Source organism: Nocardia fusca NBRC 14340, assembly GCF_001618425.1.
GTDB classification, from domain to species: domain Bacteria; phylum Actinomycetota; class Actinomycetes; order Mycobacteriales; family Mycobacteriaceae; genus Nocardia; species Nocardia fusca.
Window position 1 is genome coordinate 233,320 of record NZ_BDCU01000016.1, and the last position, 19,695, is coordinate 253,014.

The following is a 19,695-nucleotide window of genomic DNA, read 5'->3' on the forward strand; positions in this document are numbered from 1 at the left end:
CTGGAACCCAGCAACCCACAGGCTGGCCAGGAGGACACCGTGCCCTACATCACCACGACCGACGGAACCGAGATCTACTACACCGAGCAGGGCACCGGCCGTCCGGTGCTGCTCAGCCACGGCTGGCCGCTGTCCTCGGACGCGTGGCAGGTCGAACTGAAGCTGCTCGCCGACGCCGGATACCGGGCCATCGCCCACGACCGCCGCGGTCACGGCCGCTCGGCCAAGACCGCCACCGGCAACGACATGGACACCTACGCGAAGGATCTCGCCGAGCTCGTCGACGCCCTGGACCTGCGCGACCTGGTGCTGATCGGTCATTCGACCGGCGGCGGCGAGGTCGTGCGCTACGCCGCCCGGTACGGCAACGGGCGGGTCGCCAAGATCATCACCGCCGGCGCCGTGCCGCCGCTCATGCTGCAGACCCCGGACAACCCGGAGGGCACCCCGATCGAGGTGTTCGACGGGATCCGCGCCGGCGTGCTCGCGGACCGCTCGCAGTTCTACCAGGACCTGGCCGAATCCTTCTTCGGCGCAAACCGCGAGGGCGCGCAGGTGTCGCAGGGCGCGAAGGACGACTTCTGGCGCCAGGGCATGCTGGTGAACCTGTCCGCCGCCTACGACTGTGTCAAGGCGTTCTCCGAAACCGATCAGACCGACGACCTGGCTGCGATCGAGGTGCCGATGCTGATCGCGCACGGCGACGACGACCAGATCGTACCGATCGCCGCCTCCGCCGAGAAGGCCGCCAAGCTGGTGCGCAAGGGAACCCTGAAGGTGTACCCGGGGGCGCCGCACGGCATCTACGGCGCCTACCAGGAGGCCCTCGACGCCGATATCCTCGCCTTCATCGCCGAGTGATGCCGAACCGAACCGGACAGTGAGGGGCAGCCGTGGAAACCCCGCGGCACCCCGACCACGACGAGCGTTGTTGCCACCCTGGTCGGAGGAGAACGATCAGGCCGACACCGCCGCAGCTCGGCCCACGGTGAAATCGGTGGCGCAATGTCGGCGCTGCCCTGGATGGCTCCGGTCCCCGCGGTCGATCGCCGAGGGGATCGGGCCGACGGCGTGGTCCGAGGTCCCGGTGGAGGAACTGGTCCGGCGCCCGGGGCCGCTGCGCCGAACCTGCGGGGGCGAGGGAACGAGCTATCGAGCGACCAGGTCGGGTGTGGAACGACCGGGAACCGGGACGAACCGCGGGATGTACCGGAACATCACCCCGGCACCGGTCACCGAGACCACTCCCAGCGCCGCCACCGCCACGCCGAGCGCTACCACGGTGGCCGCGGCCCCGGCGGCCAACGGCCCGAGGAACATGCCGAAATCGTGGGTGAGCCGCCAGGCCGCCAGGAATTCCGCGCGAGTGGCGGCCGGGGCCACATCGGCGCCCAGGGTCATGATCACGCCGTTACCGAAACCATTGCCGATCCCCATGATCACGGCCACCGCGCCGATGGTCCACACATCATGGGCCAGCGGCAGCAGGAAATAGGACAGCGCGATGATCAGCAGCGACGGCACCGCGATGAACCGGCGGCCGTAGCGGTCCATCAGCTGCCCGGCCGGATACGAACACAGCAGGTCGAACGCGGCGCCGATACCGAACACCAGCGACGCCGACGCGGCGTCCAGACCGATATGGTCGGCCCACAGCGGAAGCGCCGCCTCCCGCGATGCGCGGGCCGCGCCCATGAGCAGCGATCCGGCGCCCAGCGTCGCCAGCAGCCGCCGGTGCCGGCGCAGGATCGTCCCCAGCGAGACCCCTCCGGCCGGTGCGTCGTGGGCGCGCGGCGGGTCGGGCACCCGCGACATCAGATAGCCGGACACGATCACGCCGGCCAGCTGGACGGCGAAACCGCCGCGGGTGCCCATCCCGAGGATCATCAGCGCGCCCGCGAAGGGGCCGATGAGGAAGCCCAGCCGCCACATCAGCGCGAAGGTCGCCATGGCCCGGGCCCGCATCTCGACCGGGACCACCTCGGCGAGATAGCTCTGCCGGGCCAGCCCCCACACCGCGTTGGACACCCCGGTGAGCAGGGCGCCGACCGCCAGCACCGCGGGCGTCCAGGCCAGCAGCGACAGCAGCACCCCGGTGGTGCCGATCAGCGATCCGGCGATGATCGAGCGCCGCTCGCCGAACCGGGCGACGACCCGGCCCGCCGGGAGATCGCCCAGTACCGCGCCGAGCCCGACGAGGGCCACGATCACCCCCGCCACGCCCACCGAGGCGCCCAGATCCCGGGCGGTCAGCGCGATCACGGGGGAACCGGCGCCCTGACCGATCCCGAACACCGCGGACGGGAGGAAGACGGTGGGCAGCAGGGGGCGCAGCGCTGTCCAGGTGGATGTCATCCGTTCGGCTCGGCCGCGCCCTATCCGACCACCTTGCCGTCCGGTCCGGCATTCTCCGGATAGGTGCCGTTGGCGTAGGGGTTGAACTCGTTGGTGTAGAGGTCCTTCGCGGTCAGCTTCCCGCTCTCCACCTCACCGTTGCGGACCAGCCAGTCGATCCACAGCTGGATCTCCTGCTCGCGCGTGACGCCACCGGGCCCCGCGACGCCGGTGCTCTTCCAGTAGTTCGCCTTGTCGGGGCTCTCGCCTTCCCGTCCGCGCCGCGTGATGATGTCCTTGAATTTCGCGATCACCTGGTCGCGCGGGGTGGTCTGGGCCCAGCGGATCGCGCGGGCGGTGCCCTTGGTCAGATCGGCGACGGCGTCACGGTTTCGGGCCAGGAAGTCGTCGCGAACGATGTAGGTGCCGTAGCTGAACGCACCGAACAGGTCGCCGTCGGTGAACAGCGGCCGGACTCCGCCCCGGGACACTGCCTCGTCCCGCCAGATATCGAACAGCGCGACCGCATCGATCTGCCCCTGCCGCAGCGCCTGTTCCGCATTGACCGGCGGCACCACGGTCAGCTCCACCTTGGCGATCTCATCGTTGGACAGACCCTGCTGGGCCAGCCACTCACGGGCCACGAACTCGTGGTGCGCACCGAGGGTGTTCACGCCGAACTTCTTGCCGATCAGATCGCGGGCACTGCGGATCGGGCTGTTGTCCAGCACGTAGTACCCGGTGAAATTCTCCTTGTCCGAGCCGTAGTAGCTGATTACCGACGTGATCGGGGAACCCGCGGCGGCGAGTTTCACGACGGCGCCGTTGAACGCGCCGCCGATATCGGTGGCACCGGTGGCCGCGGACTGGATGTCTTGTGGGCCGCTGGTCGTATTGCCGACCCAGTCCAGCGCGACCTTGTCGAAATAGCCCAGATCGGCGGCGAGCTCGGGATAGGTGACCTGACTGGCCCAGCCCTGGTACCGGATCAGCGTCCTCCCGTCCTCGGTCGTCCGGGCTTCCGACGAGGTACCGCACGCCGACACCAGGGAGACGGCCGCGAGCAGCGCGAAGAGCAAGGCCGGCACACGTTTACGCATGCCGTGATCATGACGACGCCGGCCGTCGGCGACGAGATTTGCACTACCCGCGATTCCAATCGTTGTCCGCCGGGTGACCCCGGGTGCAGCCTGGCATTCGTCACTGTGACCCGCGCTGCGCCGAGGTGGACGCGGTCGTGGAATGAGGGATTCGAATGACGGATGTGCACGAATTGAGCACCGATGTTCTCGTGATCGGTGGTGGCCCCGCCGCCACCTGGGCGGCCCTGCGCGCCGCCCGCGCCGGCGCGCAGGTGGTGCTCGCCGACAAGGGGTACTGCGGGACCAGTGGCGCCACCGCCTCGGCAGGCACCGGCGTGTGGTACGTCCCGCCGGACCCGGAAGCACGTGAGGCCGCGATCGCGAGCCGCGCGGGCCTGGGCGGCTATCTGGCCGATCGGCGCTGGTCGGAGCGGGTCCTCGACGAAACCTACGAACGCCTGAACGAACTCGCCGAACAGGCCCGCTTCCCGTTCCCGGTCGGACCGGACGGGAAGCAATTGCGCAACGGACTGCAGGGCCCGGAGTACATGCGGCGGATGCGGATCCGCGTACGCCGTGCCGGTGTGCGGATCCTCGACCACAGCCCGGTCACCGAACTGCTGGTCGACGCGACGGGTGCGGTCGCGGGGGCCGCGGGCTATCGACGTCAGGCCCGGGAGAGTTACCGGGTCCGGGCCGGTGCGGTGGTCCTGGCGACCGGTGGTTGCGCTTTCCAGTCCAAGGCGTTGGGTTGCGATGTGAACACCGGCGATGGCGCGCTGTTCGCGGTCGAGGCCGGGGCCGAGTTGTCCGGGATGGAGTTCTCGAACGCCTACGGCATCGCGCCGGAGGGGACTTCGGTGACCAAGACGGCGTTCTATCATTTCGCCACCTTCTACCGCGCCGACGGCAGCGTGCTCGAGGGGGCCGGCGGCCGCAACCGCTCCCCCATCGCGGCGGAACTGTTGCGCGACAAGGTTTTCTGCCGAATCGATCAGGCCGATGAGCCGGCCCGGGCCGCCATGCGTCGTGCCCAGCCGAATTTCTTCCTGACCTTCGACCGGCTCGGCATCGATCCATTCACCGAGAAGTTCCCGATCACGCTGATCGCCGAGGGCACCGTCCGCGGCACCGGCGGAATCCGGCTCGTCACCGACGAATGCGGTACCAGTGTGCCGGGCCTCTACGCGGCCGGTGACGCCGCGACCCGCGAACTCATCTGCGGCGGCTTCACCGGCGGCGGCAGTCACAATGCCGCCTGGGCGATCTCCTCGGGCACCTGGGCGGGCGCCGGCGCCGCCCGGTACGCCCTGTCGCTCGGGGCCGGTGCGGCGGGCCGCCGGGTGACGGGGATCGGCGACGTGGGCGCCCGGCCCGAGGGCCGCCGGACCGAGCACGACCCGCGGCAGGTGGTGACCGCCGTTCAGCGCGAGGTCCTGCCCTACGACAAGAACTATCTGCGGCGCGGCAGCGTGCTCACCGAATCGCTGACCACCCTGGACGCGCTCTGGTCGGAGATCCGCGACTCCTTGGGCGGCGACGGCGCGGAGCGGGTGCGCACCCGGCAGGCCGCGGCGATGACCGCGCACGCCCGCTGGATGTATCGGGCGGCCCTGGCCCGCACCGAGACCCGGGGCATGGCGAAACGGCTCGATTTCCCCGACCAGGACCCCGCTCAGCACCATCGGCTGATCACCGGCGGGCTGGACCGGATCTGGGTGCGGCCCGAACAGGCCACGATCCCCGCGGCGGTGGCGTCGTGATCGAACTCGTGTCCGCGCAGCGCTGCATCGCCTGCGACAAATGCATCGCGGTATGCCCCACCAATGTTTTCGACCGCGGCGCCGACGGTATCCCGGTGATCAGCCGGCACGGCGACTGCCAGACCTGCTTCCAGTGCGAGGCGAACTGCCCGGCCGACGCGCTGTTCGTCTCTCCGCGCACCACCCCGGAACCGGAATCCTCCGCGGCCGGAGATCAGGAGGAGTTGGCCCGCAGCGGGCTGCTGGGCAGCTACCGCGCGCAGATCGGCTGGGGCAAGGGCCGCAAACCCGGCACCCTGCGCGCGGTCGGGCCCGCGCTCCAACCCGACGGATCGCCGCTCACCAGCTGATCGACCGGCATACGGGCAGATTCCCGGCGGCCGCGACGATTACGGTACCGGGCCGCGGCCGCGGGGGCGGTCGGCTACCGCGCGTCCGTACTCGCGGCGATCGCCTCGCTCTGGATCCGCTCGAATTGCGCGCCCATGGCCTCCGCCAGCGCGGTGGCCGCCGAGAGCGGACGCACCATCACCATGAATTCGTCGATCTTGCCGTCCGCGTCGAAGTGCAGGAAATCACAGCCGGTGAGCCGCTTACCCGCGACCGTCGCCTCGAAGACGAGCGCGTGGTCGCGGCCGCCGGGGTCGGCGATCTCCCGGATGTAGCGGAAATCCTCGAAAACACGCAGCACACCGCGGAGAATGGCCGCGGTGAGGGGTTTACCGGGGTAGGGCTTGAACGCCACGGGACTGGTGAACACCACATTATCGGCCAGCAGTGCCTCGATGGCGGCGGAATCGCGCTCCTCCACGGCCTTGCGGAACGGGTGCATCGGATACCTCGCCTCATTGATCGGCAGTGCGGATCATCATAGACAGAACGGGACGACGCGCCGACCGCAGCAGCACATGAAAGACGCATCACGCGGTAGCTCAGCGACTTTCGCCCTGCCTGCACGTATCGTTGACAGAGTGCCCGGAACAGGCCTGGACCTAACGATAGCGCGGGTATTGCAGCGGGTCGGCAGCTCTGTCGGCGACGTCGCTCGGGTACTCCACCACGACACCTCCACGACAGCGCGGCGCCTGAACGTCGGCAGGACCACGCTGGCCCACAGCGACCGCAACCATCTGCCCAACTCTTCCGACAGTACGCATATCAAGCCTGCTTCGCACTACTCCGGCATCTACCCGGGCAGATGGAACCAGCCTCCCGTGCGCCGTGTCGAGAATGCCCCTGCCCTGATCGCGGACGAGCTCGAGCGGATTCATCGCGCCGGAGACAAAGCACGGTGGGCGAACTATGACCCCAAGTTGTTCCGCAAGGGCTATCGAACCTTGGAGAACTGGTTGAAGACCGAGGGCCCACTCGCGCCGTTGAGCGAGCGTTTCGGCCTGAATTGCTGGGAGATGGTGGCGTACGCGGCCGCGCGTACCGGAGTCCTGGACAAGCATCAGTTGCGTGAGCTGCTCGAGTTACAGCGACGTCCGGACGGCACGTGGGATGGGGCCCACCTGGATATGTGGCTCAACCGAATGGGTGACTGGCTGATCCCGGAGGGACGCCAGGTCTACACCGGGGCTCCCGACGGGCCACGACCGCAGCGCGGCGATATCGTCATGTGGGGGCGCAACGCAGAGCATGTCGCGGTCGCCACCGGACGCACCGGGCCGGATGGCTCGCCGGAACTCTATTCCTCCTGGTACCTACCGAAATACCCCCTGGACTGGGATCCCGAGACCAGATCCTTCTCGCAGGTCGTCGATGCGGTGCAGATCACCACTGTCGATGAGCTGACCAAGGGTATGTATGCCCTGAGGAGCCCGCACGGCCGACGCTATTACGACCCGGATGTTCCGTTCGAAATCGTATTCGGTCGCGGCCGGTGGTGAACCGTGGAAGCCCGGACCCACCGCCGTCGACCGCCCGCCCGACCTCGACTATCGGGGTCCGGAACAGCAAGCTCGGTCCGGCACGTGCTACCGCTGCGTGATCGCGATCCCGACCGACCCGTCCGCTCCGCGCAGCAGTTTGTGACCGCGGATCATGACCTTTCCGATCAACCCGTATTTCCGGCCCACGACCTCCCGGGCGCGCTCGGTGCCCGCCGCGTCCAGGATCTCGGCGGCGCCGGGAAGCACCTCGCCACCCTGCGTACGCCCACGGTTGTCCGAGATCTGCAGGGTGACCTCGGGGTTGCGGCGGATCCGCTTGACCTTCCAGGAGGTCGGGTTCGTCCACACCAGGAGGCGGTCGCCGTCGGGCGCCACCCAGACGGGGGTCCCGACGGGCGAGCCGTCCTTCTTATAGGTGGTCAGCGAAACATATTTGGCCTGCGCCAGCTGGTCCCAGCTCATTGCTACACGGTAGGCCGACAGCGGTCGCGCGTCACGGATTGCGGGCCGGGATTTCCTCGGCCGCCGGTTCTTCGCTGCCGGCCGGTCGTGGACGGGCCCGCAGGACGAGCGCGCCGAGGAGGGCGGCCGCCGCAGTGAATCCGGCACCCACCCACGCTCCTGTCGACATCGCGTCGGTGAACGCCATCTTCGCGACCTCGGAGTATCCGAGTTCGAATGCCGCGCCGATGGATTCCCGGGCGGCCGGGGGCGCGTCGGCCGGCATTCGCGCGGTGAAGACGCCGGCCAGCACACTGCCCAGGATGGCGATACTCAACGCCATACCCACCTGCTGCAGAGTGTCGTTGAGGGCCGCGCCGACGCCCGCGTGCCGCAGCGGTATGGCGTTCATGATGGCGGTGTAGGCGGCCGGTCCGGCCAGGCCCCCGCCGATCCCCATGACCAGCATGCCGGCCAGTACCCACAGATAGCCGGCGCCGATGGCCAGGATCGCGAAGGCGGCGGCCATGACCGACAATCCCGCCACGACCAGCGTCTTGTTCGCGAGGTTCTTGCCCAGGGTCGCACCGAGGCCGTTGCACACCGCGCCGGCCAAGGCATAGGGCAGCAGTGCGAGACCGGCTTTCATCGGCCCGTAGCCGAGGACGAATTGCAGGTACTGGGTGAGCATCAGCATGACCGCGCCCATCCCGAACACCATCAGCAGCACGGTGGCGCAGGTGCCGGTGAAATCGCGGTTCGCGAACAGTCCCAGGGGCAGCATCGGATGCTCCTGCCGACGCTCCCACAGCACGAAGGCGGCGGCGGAGACGACCGCCAGGATCAGCATCGGGAGGTTCCATTCGCGCTCGATGATCAGGTACACGGTCGAGGCGAGCGCGACAATCGACAGCACCACCCCCAGCGCATCGATCGGGCGCTGTTCACCGGTGGTCTCCGGCATCAGCACCAGGGCGGCGGCGATCGCCAGCACGGCCACCGGAATGTTCAGCAGGAATACCGAACCCCACCAGTAGTGCTGCAGCAGCAGACCGCCCAGCGTCGGACCGGCGACGATACCGAGGATCGACACCGTGGACCAGGCGGCCAGCGCCATCCGGCGTTCGCTCTCGTCGAAGGTGGTCATCAGGATCGACAGCGTCGAGGGCATCAGCAGGGCACCGCCCACACCCATGACGGCCCGGGCGGCGACCACCTGCCAGGGTTCGGCGGCCAGGACCGCGGCCAGTGAACCCACCCCCAGCACGATCAGGCCGAGGATCAGCATCAACCGGCGGCCGAACCGGTCGGACAGGCTGCCCGCGGTGAGCAGCAGACCGGCGAAGACCAGCACGTAGGAATCCAGGATCCACTGGATATCGGAAGGTGTCGCGTCGAGTTCCCGGATCAGCGAGGGGATCGCGATGGTGAGCACAGTGCTGTCGATCATCAGCACCAGCAACGCGAGGCACAACGCGGCGAGGATCAGCCATCGGCGGGGATCTCGTACAGTGTTCGATTCCACTCGCACAACGTACGACAAAATCGAACACTGTGCGAGTGCGGTTAGGATCGAACTGTGACCGAGCAGTTCAGAAGTGTGTGGACCCGTGCACCCCGCCGGACCAGGACCTCGGGCCTGAGCCGCGACCAGATCGTGCGCGCCGCGGTGGCCGTCCTGGACGCGGAGGGTCTCGACGCGCTCAGCATGCGCAGACTCGGCGCCGAACTCGGGGCGGGCGCCACCAGCCTGTACTGGCACGTCGCGAACAAGAACGAACTTCTCGAACTGGCCCTGGACGAGATCTGGGGTTCGATCGACGACGGCGGGCTGGAATCCGCCTCCGGCCTGCGCGAACTGCTCAGCACCTTCGCCTACAACTTCCGCGGTGCCCTGCTGTCGCATCCGTGGTCGGCGACGCTCATCGGCCGGATACCCAGTGTCGGCCCGCAGGCCTTCCGGCTGACCGAGCGGCTGCGCCGGGCGTTCACCGAAGCGGGTTTCCGGGGCTTCGACGTCTACCTGGCCAGTGGCACCGTCACCAGTTTCGTCCTCGGCCAGGTCGTGCCGCTGATCGCGATGGAGAAGGCCCACGGCGGCCCCGTGGACAGTGGCCAGGTGATGCGCATACTGGACGAACTCAGCGTCGACTATCCCCAGATGCGCGCCGATTACCGGACGCTCATGCCCGAGGATTCCGCGGTAGGCAATGCGCTCGGCTTCGATTTCGGGCTGCTGTGCCTGCTGGACGGGTTGGAGGCCCGGCTGCGCGCCCAGCAACCCGCGCCGCCCACGGACGTGGACGAATCCCACCACCGTCGCTGACGCCCGACGAGCCGCAACCGGCAGGCCGGCGCAAGCGCACGATCGGTGGCCTACGACACACAGCTGCTCTGTTACGGAGTTCGAATCGCCGGCGTCTTGTGTTCGTCCGTTTCACGACGAAACAAGGAGCCGACCATGAGCGAGCAGACCACCGGCAGGAAAGTCGCACTGATCACCGGCGCGAACAAAGGGATCGGGCGGGGGGCCGCCGAACAACTCGCTGCGCTGGGTACGACTGTCGTGCTCGGCGCCAGAGATCCGCGGCGGGGTGAGGAGGCCGCGGCGGCGCTGCGCGCGGCGGGTGGTGACGTACATGCTGTTGTCCTGGACGTCACAGACCCGGCCGGAGTCGCGGGGGCGGCGGAACAGATCGGGGATCGTTTCGGCCGTCTCGACGTGTTGATCAACAATGCCGGAATCACCGGCTCCGGACAGATCTCGCCGCAGGACGCCTACGATCAGGTACCCAGTACTGTCGATCTGCAGATGGTCCGGGCGGTGTTCGAGACCAATGTGTTCGGGGTGATCGCGGTGACCAACGCGATGCTGCCGCTGTTGCGGCGGTCGCCGGCGCCGCGCATCGTGAATGTGAGCAGCCATGCCGCCTCGCTGACTCTTATCAGCGATCCGGACGGGCCTTTCGCGGGACTGTTGCCCTCGGCCGCCTACAACCCCTCCAAGTCCGCGCTGGCGGCGCTGACCGTGAACTACGCCAACGAACTGCGCAAGGACGGCTTTCTCGTCAATGCCGCCTGCCCGGGCTACGTCGATACGGACAGCAACAACCACACCGGGTTCCGCACGGTCGCGCAGGGCGCCGCGGTGCTGGTGCGCCTGGCCACCCTCGGCGTCGACGGGCCGACGGCGGGCATGTTCGGCGATGAGGGCCCCGTGCCCTGGTGAAGACGGGTCGGCCGATTCGAGAGCCCGCACAGGGCGGGCTCTCGATACCATTCCGGTGATCTCCCGGGGCTTGCGGCCGAGGACGTTTCTGTCCGCAAGCCCCACCGAGACCCGGTCGGAGGATACCGACCGGCAACGATCGAAATCCCGTATGCCATGGACGGAGATCTGTGACCGACGAAATGTTCCTCGCCCACGTCGCCGGCCGGTTGGCCGGCCTGCCGACGGTGCACGCGGTCACCCTCGGTGGATCACGCGCACAGGGCACCCACACACCGGACAGCGACTGGGACTTCGCCGTCTACTACCGGGGCGCCTTCGACCCGGCGGATCTGCGCGCCGTCGGCTGGGCGGGCGAGGTCTCCGAGGTCGGCGGCTGGGGCGGAGGCGTTTTCAACGGCGGAGCCTGGCTCGTGATCGACGACCGGCACGTAGACGTCCACTACCGTGACCTCGACGTCGTCGAACACGAACTCGCCGAGGCCCGGCAGGGTCGCTTCCATTGGGAGCCGCTGATGTTCCACCTCGCGGGTATCCCCAGTTACCTCGTGGTCGCCGAACTCGCCGTCAACCAGGTACTGCACGGCACACTGCCCTGCCCCACCTACCCGGGTGCACTGCGCCGCGCGGCTCCGCCGATATGGCGGGATCGGGCGACCATGACACTGCACTATGCGCGAAACGCATACGTCCGACGCGGACAGGCGACAGAAGTCGCCGGCGCGCTGGCCACCGCCGCCGTACAGACGGCACACGCGGTGCTGGCGGCTCGCGGTGAGTGGGTCACCAACGAGAAGCGACTACTGGAACGTGCCGGGCTACGGTCCGTCGACGAGATCGTGGGCGGGCTGACGACCGACCCGGCGGTACTCGCCCGGGCGGTCGACGCGGCCCGGGAGCTGTTCGTCACCGTGTCGGCGGGCGACGCCGCCTGACCGTCCTCGGGTCACGATGCGGTCTCGGCAAGATCGAACATCACATGTTCGGCAAGATCGGTTTCCCGGGATGCGTCGGCGACCACGGGGCTTCTAGGCTCGCGGAGGGCCGCCACTCCCCCCGTGACCAGACCGCGGCCCGCCCGGCGCCCGAGCGACGCCGACCGCTTCGACCGGCCAACGGCGTGCCGGCACCGCCAGGGCGCCCCGAGCGCCGACGACTCCGAAGGACCCACTGTGAAAAAGACCGTCCTGGCCGCCGCTGCCGTCGTTCTCCCGCTCATCTCCGCCACCGCCGCCGGCGCCGAACCGGTCCCGGTGATCCCCGAACCGCCGATTGCGGCCGAGCAGGATCCGGTGCCTTCCGGACCGCTCGGCACCACGTTCCCGGTCCGTACCGGCGGCGATATGGCCGTGACGATCGCCCCCGCCGACGCGGTGGTCGAGCCGCGCGCCGACGGCCGGCGGGTGCTGGTCTACGACCTGACCGCCGAACAGACGGCGGGCAACCCCTACTTCCTGCCGACACTCGACCTGCGCATGGTGACCGCCGACGGGACGACGGTGTATCCGCTCACCGATGTCCCCGGCGAATACCCGGCCGGGTTCCTCGAGCCGGGACAGCCCCGCCACGGGCTGGTGGCCTTCGGCATCGACCAGCAGCAGACACCGGACCGGATCATCTTCGCCACCAGCGACTATTTCGTGCAGAGCAGCTGGACCCTCTGACCCGTCCCGGCGGCTACTCGAGTTCGCCCTCGGTCTCCAGGTACACCTGGCGCAGCCGATCCAGCGTCTCCCGCTCGGGGCTCGCCCACATCCCGCGTTCGGCCGCCTCCAGCAGACGTTCGGCGATACCGTGCAGCGCCCACGGATTGGATTGCTCCATGAACTTGCGGTTCGTCTCGTCGAACACATAGCTCTCGGACAGCTTCTCGTACATCCAGTCGGCGATCACATCGGTGGTCGCGTCGTAGCCGAACAGGTAGTCCACCGTGGCCGCCATCTCGAAGGCGCCCTTGTAGCCGTGCCGGCGCATGGCCTCGAGCCAGCGCGGATTGACCACCCGGGCCCGGAACACGCGCGTGGTCTCCTCCGACAGCGTGCGGGTGCGGACGGCATCCGGGCGGGTGCTGTCGCCGATATAGGCTTCCGGATTCTTCCCCGTCAGGGCACGCACCGTGGCGACCATCCCGCCGTGGTACTGGAAGTAGTCGTCGGAGTCGGCGATATCGTGCTCGCGGGTATCGGTGTTCTTCGCGGCCACCGCGATCCGGCGGTACGCGGTACGCATATCGTCGGCCGCCGGGGCGCCGTCGAGGTCGCGCCCGTAGGCGTAGCCGCCCCAGGTGGTGTAGACCTGCGCGAGATCGTCGTCGGTGCGCCAGCTCTTGGAATCGATCAGCTGGAGCAGCCCCGCGCCGTAGGTGCCCGGTTTCGACCCGAAGATACGGGTGGTGGCCCGGCGCTCGTCACCGTGCTCGGCGAGATCGGCGCGGGTGTGGGCGCGGACATAGTTGGTCTCCGCGGGTTCGTCGAGGTCGGCCACGAGCCGGACCGCGTCGTCGAGCAGCGCCAGCACGTGCGGGAAGGCGTCGCGGAAGAATCCGCTGATCCGTACCGTCACGTCCACGCGCGGCCGGCCCAGTTCCGCGGGATCGATCACCTCGAGGGTGGTGACCCGGCGGCTGGCCTCGTCCCAGACCGGGCGCACCCCGAGCAGAGCGAGTACCTCGGCGATATCGTCACCGGAGGTGCGCATGGCCGAGGTGCCCCATACCGACAGACCCACCGAGCGCGGATATTCGCCGTGGTCGGCCCGATAGCGTTCGAGCAGTGATTCGGCCATGGCCTGCCCGGTTTCCCAGGCCAGCCGCGACGGTACGGCCTTCGGGTCGACGGAGTAGAAGTTCCGGCCGGTCGGCAGCACGTTGATCAGGCCGCGCAGCGGCGAACCACTCGGGCCGGCGGGGATGAAACCGCCGTTCAGCGCGTGCAGTACGCGGTCGATCTCGACCCCGGTCCCGCGCAATCGCGGCACCACCTCGGTCGCGGCGAACCGCAGCACCGCGGCGACCGCCGCGCGATCTCCGCCGGCCGTTTCGAACAGTTCCGCGTGCTCGTCGACGAGCCCGTCCACGGCCTCGGGGGCCCACCCGGTGGCCTGCAACGCGACGATCAGTTCCCGGGCGCGCGCCTCCACCGTATCGACCCGCTCCCGCGCCTCCCCACCGGATTCGCTGAGCCCCAGCGCTTCCCGCAGCCCCGGCACCGACACCTCCCCGCCCCACAACTGCCGGGCCCGCAGCATGGCCAGGACCAGGTCGACCTCGCCGTCACCGGCCGGAGCGCGGCCGAGAATATGCAGGCCGTCGCGGATTTGGACATCCTTGATCTCGCACAGCCAGCCGTCGACGTGCAGCAGCATATCGTCGAAGGATTCCTCGTCCGGGCGTTCGGCCAGCCCCAGATCGTGGTCCATCTTCGCGGCCCGCATGAGCGTCCAGATCTGCTGCCGGATGGCGGGCAGTTTGGCCGGGTCCAGCGCGGAGATGTTCGCGTGCTCGTCGAGCAACTGTTCGAGACGGGAGATATCGCCATAACTCTCGGCACGCGCCATCGGCGGGATCAGATGATCCACCAGGGTGGCGTGGGCACGGCGTTTGGCCTGGGTACCCTCCCCCGGATCGTTCACCAGGAACGGGTAGATCAGCGGCAGGTCCCCCAGGGCGGCATCGGTACCGCACGCCGCGGACATGCCCAGGGTCTTGCCGGGCAGCCACTCCAGGTTGCCGTGCTTACCCAGATGCACCATCGCGTCCGCGCCGAAACCCCCGGACGCGGGCTCGGTGGACAGCCACCGGTAGGCGGCGAGGTAGTGGTGGCTCGGCGGGAGATCGGGGTCGTGGTAGATGGCGACCGGGTTCTCGCCGAAACCGCGCGGCGGCTGCACCATGAGCACCACATTGCCGAACCGCAGGGCGGCGATGACGATTTCGCCACGCGGGTCGGCGGAGCGGTCCACATAGAGCTCACCCGGGGGCGGCCCCCACGCCTCGACGACAGCGGTGCGCAGCTCCTCGGGCAGCGTGTCGAACCAGGCGGTGTAGACCTGGGCGCCGATCCGTACCGGGTTGCCCTCGAGCTGTTCGGCGGTGAGCCAGTCGGGATCCTGCCCACCGGCGGCGATCAGCGCGTGCATCAGCGCGTCGCCGTCGCGTTCCTCCAGGCCCGGGACCTCACCCGCGGCGCCTAGATCGTATCCGGCGGCACGCAATTCGGTGAGCAGCGCGATAGCGCTGGCGGGCGTATCCAGCCCGACGGCGTTACCGATACGGGCGTGTTTGGTCGGGTAGGCCGACAGCATGAGTGCCAGGCGTTTGCGGCCGGCGGGGATATACCGCAGCCGTGCGTGCCGCACCGCGATCCCGGCGACCCGGGCGGCGCGTTCGGCGTCGGGCACGTAGGTGGACAGTCCGTCCTCGTCGAACTCCTTGAAGGAGAACGGCACCGTGACGATCCGGCCGTCGAACTCCGGGACCGCGACCTGGGTCGCCACGTCCAGCGGGGACAGCCCGTCGTCGTTGGCCGCCCACTGCGCGCGGCCACTGGTCAGGCACAGGCCCTGCAGGATCGGTACATCCAGTTCGGCCAGCGCGCCGATATCCCACGCCTCGTCGTCACCGCCCGCCGCGGCCAGCGCCGGTTTGCTGCCGCCCGCCGCCAGCACGGTGACCACCAGCGCGTCGGCCTGCCGGAGAGTGGCGAGCAGGTCGGGCTCGGCGGTACGTAGCGAGGCGCAGTAGACGGGCAGCGGTACCGCGCCGGCGTCCTCGATCGCACCGCACAGCGCGTCGATATAGCCGGTGTTCCCGGCCAGATGCTGCGCCCGGTAGTAGACGACGGCGACCGTCGGTTTCCCGGCCACCGGTTCGGGATACCGCGCGGCGCGTTCGAGCCGGCCCCAGGCGGGCAGCTGCACCGGTGGTTCGAACCCGTGCCCGGTGAGCAGGACCGTATCGGAGAGAAAGTGGTGCAGCTGGCGCAGATTCTGCGGTCCGCCTGCCGCCAGGTAGTTGTGCGCGTCGGAGGCCACGCCGACCGGTACGGTCGAGCACTCCATCAGTTCGGCGTCAGGGGCCATCTCGCCGCCGACCGCGACCACCGGCACCCCGCTCGCCCGCACCGCGGCCAGGCCGTCCTCCCAGGCGCGCTTGCCGCCGAGGATCCGCACGATCACCAGATCGGCGCCCGCGAGCAGGCCGGGCAGATCCTCCACGAGCAATCGGGCCGGATTGGCCCACCGATACTCGGCGCCACTGGCGCGCGCGCTCAGCAGATCGGTATCGGAGGTGGACAGCAGCAGAATCACAGCGATGACCTTCCTGGGTGACGCGCCCGTGGGGGGTTGTGTGCTCGCCGGAGAGGGTCTGGCTGTGTCAGTGGCGCGACCGCACCGGAGTTCCACCGGTTTCCTCGTCACCCGTCGAGCACCCGGATGCTACCGCGAACACTGGGGGCGTCTGCACCACACCGGCGGGCGGCCGCCGAACGCCTCGGTGTAGAGGTGTTCGAAGACGGCCCCGGGTCAGTGCGTAGCCGCAGCGTCTGGCACGGAGCATTGTGCACCCTGGAGGCGCGCTGCCCGCCGGGTGCAGTAGCCCCCGCCGATCCTCCCCCATGTGCGCGCTCTCGAATCTTTCGAAGGCTGCACGCGACCACCTCAGTGGAATAGAACCGAACTCTGCGCGCGTTCCGGCCCGACAGTGCCGGAACGCCTCCTCGACCGCCACACGCCAGGTGGTCGTTCCCGTCGTCGAAACCGAGGTCCATGACCGATCGGGCCGACTCGTCGCGCAGATCATGCCGACCCGGGCGGTACAGGTAGAACGGTAGGCGGTCGGGCGGCTACCGATCGAGTCGCGAGACCTGTTCGGCGGCCTGCCGGACGGTGGCGAGAACCTGCTCGGCGATTTCGTCATATGTCAGTTGTTCGATACCCGGAGAAAATCGCAGCCCCACCAGACGGCCGCGCATATCGATGGTAGCGAGAATGCACCTGTCGGCGGACGCCGCACTCACGGTGGGCTCATTGCGCACAGGTTCGGTCCCGGCGATTGGGCGCAATTCCTGCCGGTGTCCGCCCGGCGCGCTCTCGGCATTCGAGTCCATATTGCTGTCGATCCTTTCCCCATCGAGCGATATTCCTGTCGTCCGACGCTGAATTTCCACTGCGTCGTGTATGGTCACGAACTCGTTCGACATCAGGGCTTACACGCTCAGGCCGAATGCGAGAGGCCGAATACCGTCGAGCAAGGCTGACGATTCCCGATCGTCGCGCCCGCGCCGTCGCATCCGTTACTCACGCAACCGCGAAAACCGCTGCCGCCACCCACATGTCGAATTCTCCGATGCCGGCGCCAGCGAGCTGTCCGGTCGCGCGCAATTGCTGAGCCGTTCCCTGTGCCGGACCCAGTTCATACGGTGGTCCGTGGAATGTCAATCGGCCGAGTGCCGCGAACCGAGTTACTTACATATTCTTGAGAATGCACCGAGCGCGGGCTTCGCTGCCCATCGGGGAAGCGGTGCGCCGAAGAGGCGTTTACCTGCATTTCGGTGAGTGCAGAATCCTATTTCCTTCTCCCTCTGGTCCCGGAATGGACAGATATACGCCCCTTCGGCGCTAATAGAATGGACAGTGGAACCGAGAATCAGAACACTTCGGGGGGTCGGCAGTTCGGCCCGTCGCGATGGACCCGCCGCGACAAGACCACCCCCACCCGCCGGCCCCGATCAGGACGACCACAATGAACGCACTCGATCCCGCCGGCGCTCATCGACGAGTCCATGACCGCCCAGAGGGGGAACAGGACTCACCTCGACCACGAAGCGCACCGCGACAGCCTTTCCCAGCAGCGGAACCCTGATCCCGGGCGCGTTCGCCGCGAAGTCGAGCGGCGGCGAATCGGATACGGACCTTGCCTCCGGAACCAAGTGCCGAGTACAAGCCGGCAAGTAGGCTGGAGCGGCAGATGACCAGGCCTTCCGTCGGGCAGAGCCCGAATCCCGGCGCGACCGTCGTGCGCGTGGATACGACAGCGGCCGCGGACCGGTCGACCGGCGCGTCAGCCCGCCGGTTGCATACTCGGCACCCGGCTCCCTCCCCGCACCCGATCGATCAGTGCCGCCGGATCCGCGGGGATCTCGGCGCCGCGCCAAGCGATGTACTGGTCCGGCCGTACCAGGATCAGTGCGGCTCGGAGCCGTTCGGCCGCTGCAGCAGAGGGGAGATCGACGACCTTCAGCGGCACCTTGCGTTCGGTGGAAGCCTCCAGAATCTTCTCGACACTTACGGAAGTGCTCCATCGATCGGGCGCTGAGCGAACTGGCCCGTGGGACGGTCGGCGACCGGTCGGATTCCTCTACCAGGAGACACGGCACTCCGCGCCGGCCCAGCTCCAGAGCCAAGGTCATCCCGACCGGCCCACCGCCTGCGATGAGCACTGGTATGTCGTTCACCGGCCGGCCTCCACCCGCATCGAGCCCACATCACGGGGTACGAGTTCCATGACCGCCATGGAGCTGTAGGACGCCGTCGTCTGCACTCGGTTCAACGTCAGGTCGGCCGCAGCGAACAGCTGCTCGAACTCGTCGCGGGTGCGTTCCCGCCCGGTGAGCGCGGCCGGCATCATCAGATCCAGCGACCACACATAGTGCGGCGTATTCGCGGGTGGCGCAATTGTTTCCGCGACCAGTATGCGGCTCTGCGCCGTCATCGCCGCGCGGCAGCGGCGCAGGATGCGCACGCACTCGTCGTCGTTCCAGTCGTGCAGAATGTGTTTGAGAATGTAGAGATCGCCTGCGGCGGGGGCGGATTCGAAGAAATCACCCGGTACGGCGCTCCACCGGCCGGCCAACTCCGGGGTATCGAGCATATGCGCCTCGAGCACGGGCTCCCGGCCGAAGAGAACACCCGTGGCCAACGGGTTCCGAGCCAGGAACAATGACTTCGCGAAGAATGTGCTGGGTACCGCCGAATCGGCACCTCGGCTCTGCGTCGTCACCGGCCGCGCGCGGAGCAGTCGATGACGGCGGTCTTTTCGGAGCATCAGCAATACTGCCGCTCTCCAGTGGGTTCGGCACCGAGACCAGCAGTTCTTTGCAATCCCTTCGTATTACCACCGGAATGCCGGACCGCTGCCGATGGACGGAGCCGGCCTCGATAGCGGGCTCACCATCTCCGCACCACCCCGCATGGATGCTGCACCTGTTCGATACCGCCCGAAGGAATCTCGTCGTGGTCGCGGTCGTGGCCCCATATCGTTGTCGGTGTTCAGTCGGCAACCATCGCCGGACGTTCGCTGTGGATATCGACATCGGCCATCAGCTCGGCGATGAAGTCGACGGGACGCATCGTGGCGGCCCGCGCGCGTTCGCCACCGGTGATGGGGATGACAGTGATGATGCGTACGCTCTCCTCACCGAGGTACAGACAGTCCGGCATGTTCGCGGCAGCAGGCCCGGAGAGGAACACCGCCCGGCAACCGGGAAAAGTGGGGAAGTCCGTGTCGATGCCGAGGGTGTGCCCCCAATCGAGCCGGTTTCCGGTGATCCACGGATGCGCGGCTATATTCGCCAACTGCTGTGCCACAGCCTCTTCCTCGGCCACGGTCAGACCCCCGCGACGCGCGAGCCGAAGCTCGGCGCGTCGGCTGTCGCCGGGAGCGTCACCGGCCGGCATCGGCTCGATGGACATGCCGACAGTGATCAACGACGTCATCGGATCGCGGTCACGGGGACGGCGGACCAGCACGTCGAGGCGATCGATCGGGCCCGGACCACTGAGATAGGTGTACCCGTCGTCCTCGGGGCCGAAGGTGTCGTGCAGTGCCCGGTGGACATCGCGCAGCAGAGCAGGAGCAGTCATGATCATCCGTTCCGTGTCACGGAACCCTTTCGCTACACCGTGGAAACCGGGCACCCGAGCGAACCCTCGAATGACCGGCGGTGTTCGAC

Annotated in this window: 18 protein-coding genes and 2 pseudogenes; 9 read left to right on the forward strand and 11 right to left on the reverse strand. The window is 68.4% G+C overall.

Features of this window, described 5'->3' with window-relative positions; translation table 11 throughout:
• The first annotated feature begins 39 nt into the window (after positions 1 to 39).
• Positions 40 to 861 (forward strand): alpha/beta fold hydrolase, encoded by an 822-nt coding sequence (locus tag NF4_RS06120; RefSeq protein WP_063126390.1) that lies wholly within the window; start codon positions 40 to 42, stop codon positions 859 to 861.
• A 127-nt stretch (positions 862 to 988) separates the two neighbouring features.
• A pseudogene (locus tag NF4_RS39755) lies at positions 989 to 1,057 on the forward strand (DUF6011 domain-containing protein); the annotation flags it as partial.
• Between the two features lie 92 nt (positions 1,058 to 1,149).
• Here the strand turns inward: NF4_RS39755 and NF4_RS06125 are convergent.
• Positions 1,150 to 2,355, reverse strand: coding sequence for an MFS transporter (locus tag NF4_RS06125; RefSeq protein WP_063126306.1), 1,206 nt, complete (start codon positions 2,353 to 2,355; stop codon positions 1,150 to 1,152).
• Positions 2,356 to 2,375: 20 nt separating this feature from the next.
• Positions 2,376 to 3,434 (reverse strand): ABC transporter substrate-binding protein, encoded by a 1,059-nt coding sequence (locus NF4_RS06130; protein WP_063126307.1) that lies wholly within the window; start codon positions 3,432 to 3,434, stop codon positions 2,376 to 2,378.
• 155 nt (positions 3,435 to 3,589) lie between these two features.
• Between NF4_RS06130 and NF4_RS06135 the strand changes: the two genes are divergently transcribed.
• Together NF4_RS06135 and NF4_RS06140 are read left to right on the forward strand one after the other, a co-directional pair.
• Positions 3,590 to 5,179 (forward strand): FAD-dependent oxidoreductase, encoded by a 1,590-nt coding sequence (locus tag NF4_RS06135; RefSeq protein WP_063126308.1) that lies wholly within the window; start codon positions 3,590 to 3,592, stop codon positions 5,177 to 5,179.
• Positions 5,176 to 5,529: a 4Fe-4S dicluster domain-containing protein gene (locus NF4_RS06140; RefSeq protein WP_063126309.1), complete on the forward strand. Its 354-nt coding sequence runs from the start codon at positions 5,176 to 5,178 to the stop codon at positions 5,527 to 5,529. Before NF4_RS06135 ends, NF4_RS06140 begins: the two co-directional genes overlap by 4 nt.
• Positions 5,530 to 5,603: 74 nt before the next feature.
• Here NF4_RS06140 and NF4_RS06145 read toward each other — a convergent pair whose 3' ends face one another.
• On the reverse strand, positions 5,604 to 6,011 hold the full coding sequence (locus NF4_RS06145; protein ID WP_063126310.1) for a nuclear transport factor 2 family protein: 408 nt from the start codon (positions 6,009 to 6,011) through the stop codon (positions 5,604 to 5,606).
• Positions 6,012 to 6,150: 139 nt separating this feature from the next.
• Between NF4_RS06145 and NF4_RS06150 the strand changes: the two genes are divergently transcribed.
• Positions 6,151 to 7,071: a hypothetical protein gene (locus tag NF4_RS06150; protein ID WP_157120021.1), complete on the forward strand. Its 921-nt coding sequence runs from the start codon at positions 6,151 to 6,153 to the stop codon at positions 7,069 to 7,071.
• Positions 7,072 to 7,158: 87 nt separating this feature from the next.
• Here NF4_RS06150 and NF4_RS06155 read toward each other — a convergent pair whose 3' ends face one another.
• Positions 7,159 to 7,536, reverse strand: a complete 378-nt coding sequence (locus NF4_RS06155) for a PPOX class F420-dependent oxidoreductase (protein WP_063126312.1) — start codon at positions 7,534 to 7,536, stop codon at positions 7,159 to 7,161.
• A gap of 31 nt (positions 7,537 to 7,567) precedes the next feature.
• Positions 7,568 to 9,040, reverse strand: coding sequence for an MFS transporter (locus NF4_RS06160; RefSeq protein WP_063126313.1), 1,473 nt, complete (start codon positions 9,038 to 9,040; stop codon positions 7,568 to 7,570).
• Positions 9,041 to 9,094: 54 nt separating this feature from the next.
• On the opposite strand from NF4_RS06160, the gene NF4_RS06165 reads away from it, so the two are divergent.
• The 4 genes from NF4_RS06165 to NF4_RS06180 all read left to right on the forward strand — a co-directional run bounded on the left by NF4_RS06165 (position 9,095) and on the right by NF4_RS06180 (position 12,408).
• On the forward strand, positions 9,095 to 9,841 hold the full coding sequence (locus NF4_RS06165; RefSeq protein ID WP_063126314.1) for a TetR/AcrR family transcriptional regulator C-terminal domain-containing protein: 747 nt from the start codon (positions 9,095 to 9,097) through the stop codon (positions 9,839 to 9,841).
• A 135-nt stretch (positions 9,842 to 9,976) separates the two neighbouring features.
• The gene (locus tag NF4_RS06170) at positions 9,977 to 10,744 is read left to right on the forward strand and encodes an SDR family oxidoreductase (protein ID WP_063126315.1); all 768 of its coding nucleotides are present in this window, start codon (positions 9,977 to 9,979) and stop codon (positions 10,742 to 10,744) included.
• A 182-nt stretch (positions 10,745 to 10,926) separates the two neighbouring features.
• Positions 10,927 to 11,679 carry a nucleotidyltransferase domain-containing protein gene (locus NF4_RS06175; protein WP_198165242.1) on the forward strand — a complete coding sequence of 251 codons (753 nt, stop codon included), beginning with the start codon at positions 10,927 to 10,929 and terminating at the stop codon, positions 11,677 to 11,679.
• Between the two features lie 237 nt (positions 11,680 to 11,916).
• Entirely contained in the window at positions 11,917 to 12,408 is a 492-nt protein-coding gene (locus NF4_RS06180) for a hypothetical protein (RefSeq protein WP_063126317.1), read from the forward strand.
• Between the two features lie 13 nt (positions 12,409 to 12,421).
• On the opposite strand, the gene cobN is transcribed toward NF4_RS06180, so the two are convergent.
• From cobN to NF4_RS06210, 6 genes and pseudogenes are all read right to left on the reverse strand, one after another.
• A complete protein-coding gene (gene cobN / locus NF4_RS06185; protein WP_063126318.1) occupies positions 12,422 to 16,051 on the reverse strand; it encodes a cobaltochelatase subunit CobN in 3,630 nt (1,209 codons plus the stop codon).
• Positions 16,052 to 16,587: 536 nt separating this feature from the next.
• A complete protein-coding gene (locus tag NF4_RS06195) occupies positions 16,588 to 16,761 on the reverse strand; it encodes a hypothetical protein (protein WP_157120023.1) in 174 nt (57 codons plus the stop codon).
• A 1,043-nt stretch (positions 16,762 to 17,804) separates the two neighbouring features.
• Entirely contained in the window at positions 17,805 to 18,017 is a 213-nt protein-coding gene (locus NF4_RS39060) for an aromatic-ring hydroxylase C-terminal domain-containing protein (RefSeq protein ID WP_369690916.1), read from the reverse strand.
• Positions 18,018 to 18,039: 22 nt separating this feature from the next.
• Positions 18,040 to 18,198 (reverse strand): annotated as a pseudogene (locus NF4_RS39760) (FAD-dependent monooxygenase); the annotation flags it as partial.
• Positions 18,195 to 18,662, reverse strand: a complete 468-nt coding sequence (locus NF4_RS06205; protein ID WP_198165234.1) for a methyltransferase — start codon at positions 18,660 to 18,662, stop codon at positions 18,195 to 18,197. The pseudogene NF4_RS39760 and the gene NF4_RS06205, both read right to left, overlap by 4 nt.
• Positions 18,663 to 19,012: 350 nt before the next feature.
• Positions 19,013 to 19,606, reverse strand: coding sequence for a suppressor of fused domain protein (locus tag NF4_RS06210; RefSeq protein ID WP_198165235.1), 594 nt, complete (start codon positions 19,604 to 19,606; stop codon positions 19,013 to 19,015).
• Positions 19,607 to 19,695: the final 89 nt, after the last annotated feature.

Excerpts from the sequence above, each read along its gene's own strand:
- NF4_RS06125 (WP_063126306.1), bottom strand. The coding sequence starts at position 2,355 with ATGACATCCACCTGGACAGCGCTGCGCCCCCTGCTGCCCACCGTCTTC.
- NF4_RS06130 (WP_063126307.1), bottom strand. The coding sequence starts at position 3,434 with ATGCGTAAACGTGTGCCGGCCTTGCTCTTCGCGCTGCTCGCGGCCGTC.
- NF4_RS06135 (WP_063126308.1), top strand. The coding sequence starts at position 3,590 with ATGACGGATGTGCACGAATTGAGCACCGATGTTCTCGTGATCGGTGGT.
- NF4_RS06145 (WP_063126310.1), bottom strand. The coding sequence starts at position 6,011 with ATGCACCCGTTCCGCAAGGCCGTGGAGGAGCGCGATTCCGCCGCCATC.
- NF4_RS06155 (WP_063126312.1), bottom strand. The coding sequence starts at position 7,536 with ATGAGCTGGGACCAGCTGGCGCAGGCCAAATATGTTTCGCTGACCACC.
- NF4_RS06170 (WP_063126315.1), top strand. The coding sequence starts at position 9,977 with ATGAGCGAGCAGACCACCGGCAGGAAAGTCGCACTGATCACCGGCGCG.
- NF4_RS06175 (WP_198165242.1), top strand. The coding sequence starts at position 10,927 with ATGTTCCTCGCCCACGTCGCCGGCCGGTTGGCCGGCCTGCCGACGGTG.
- NF4_RS06210 (WP_198165235.1), bottom strand. The coding sequence starts at position 19,606 with ATGACTGCTCCTGCTCTGCTGCGCGATGTCCACCGGGCACTGCACGAC.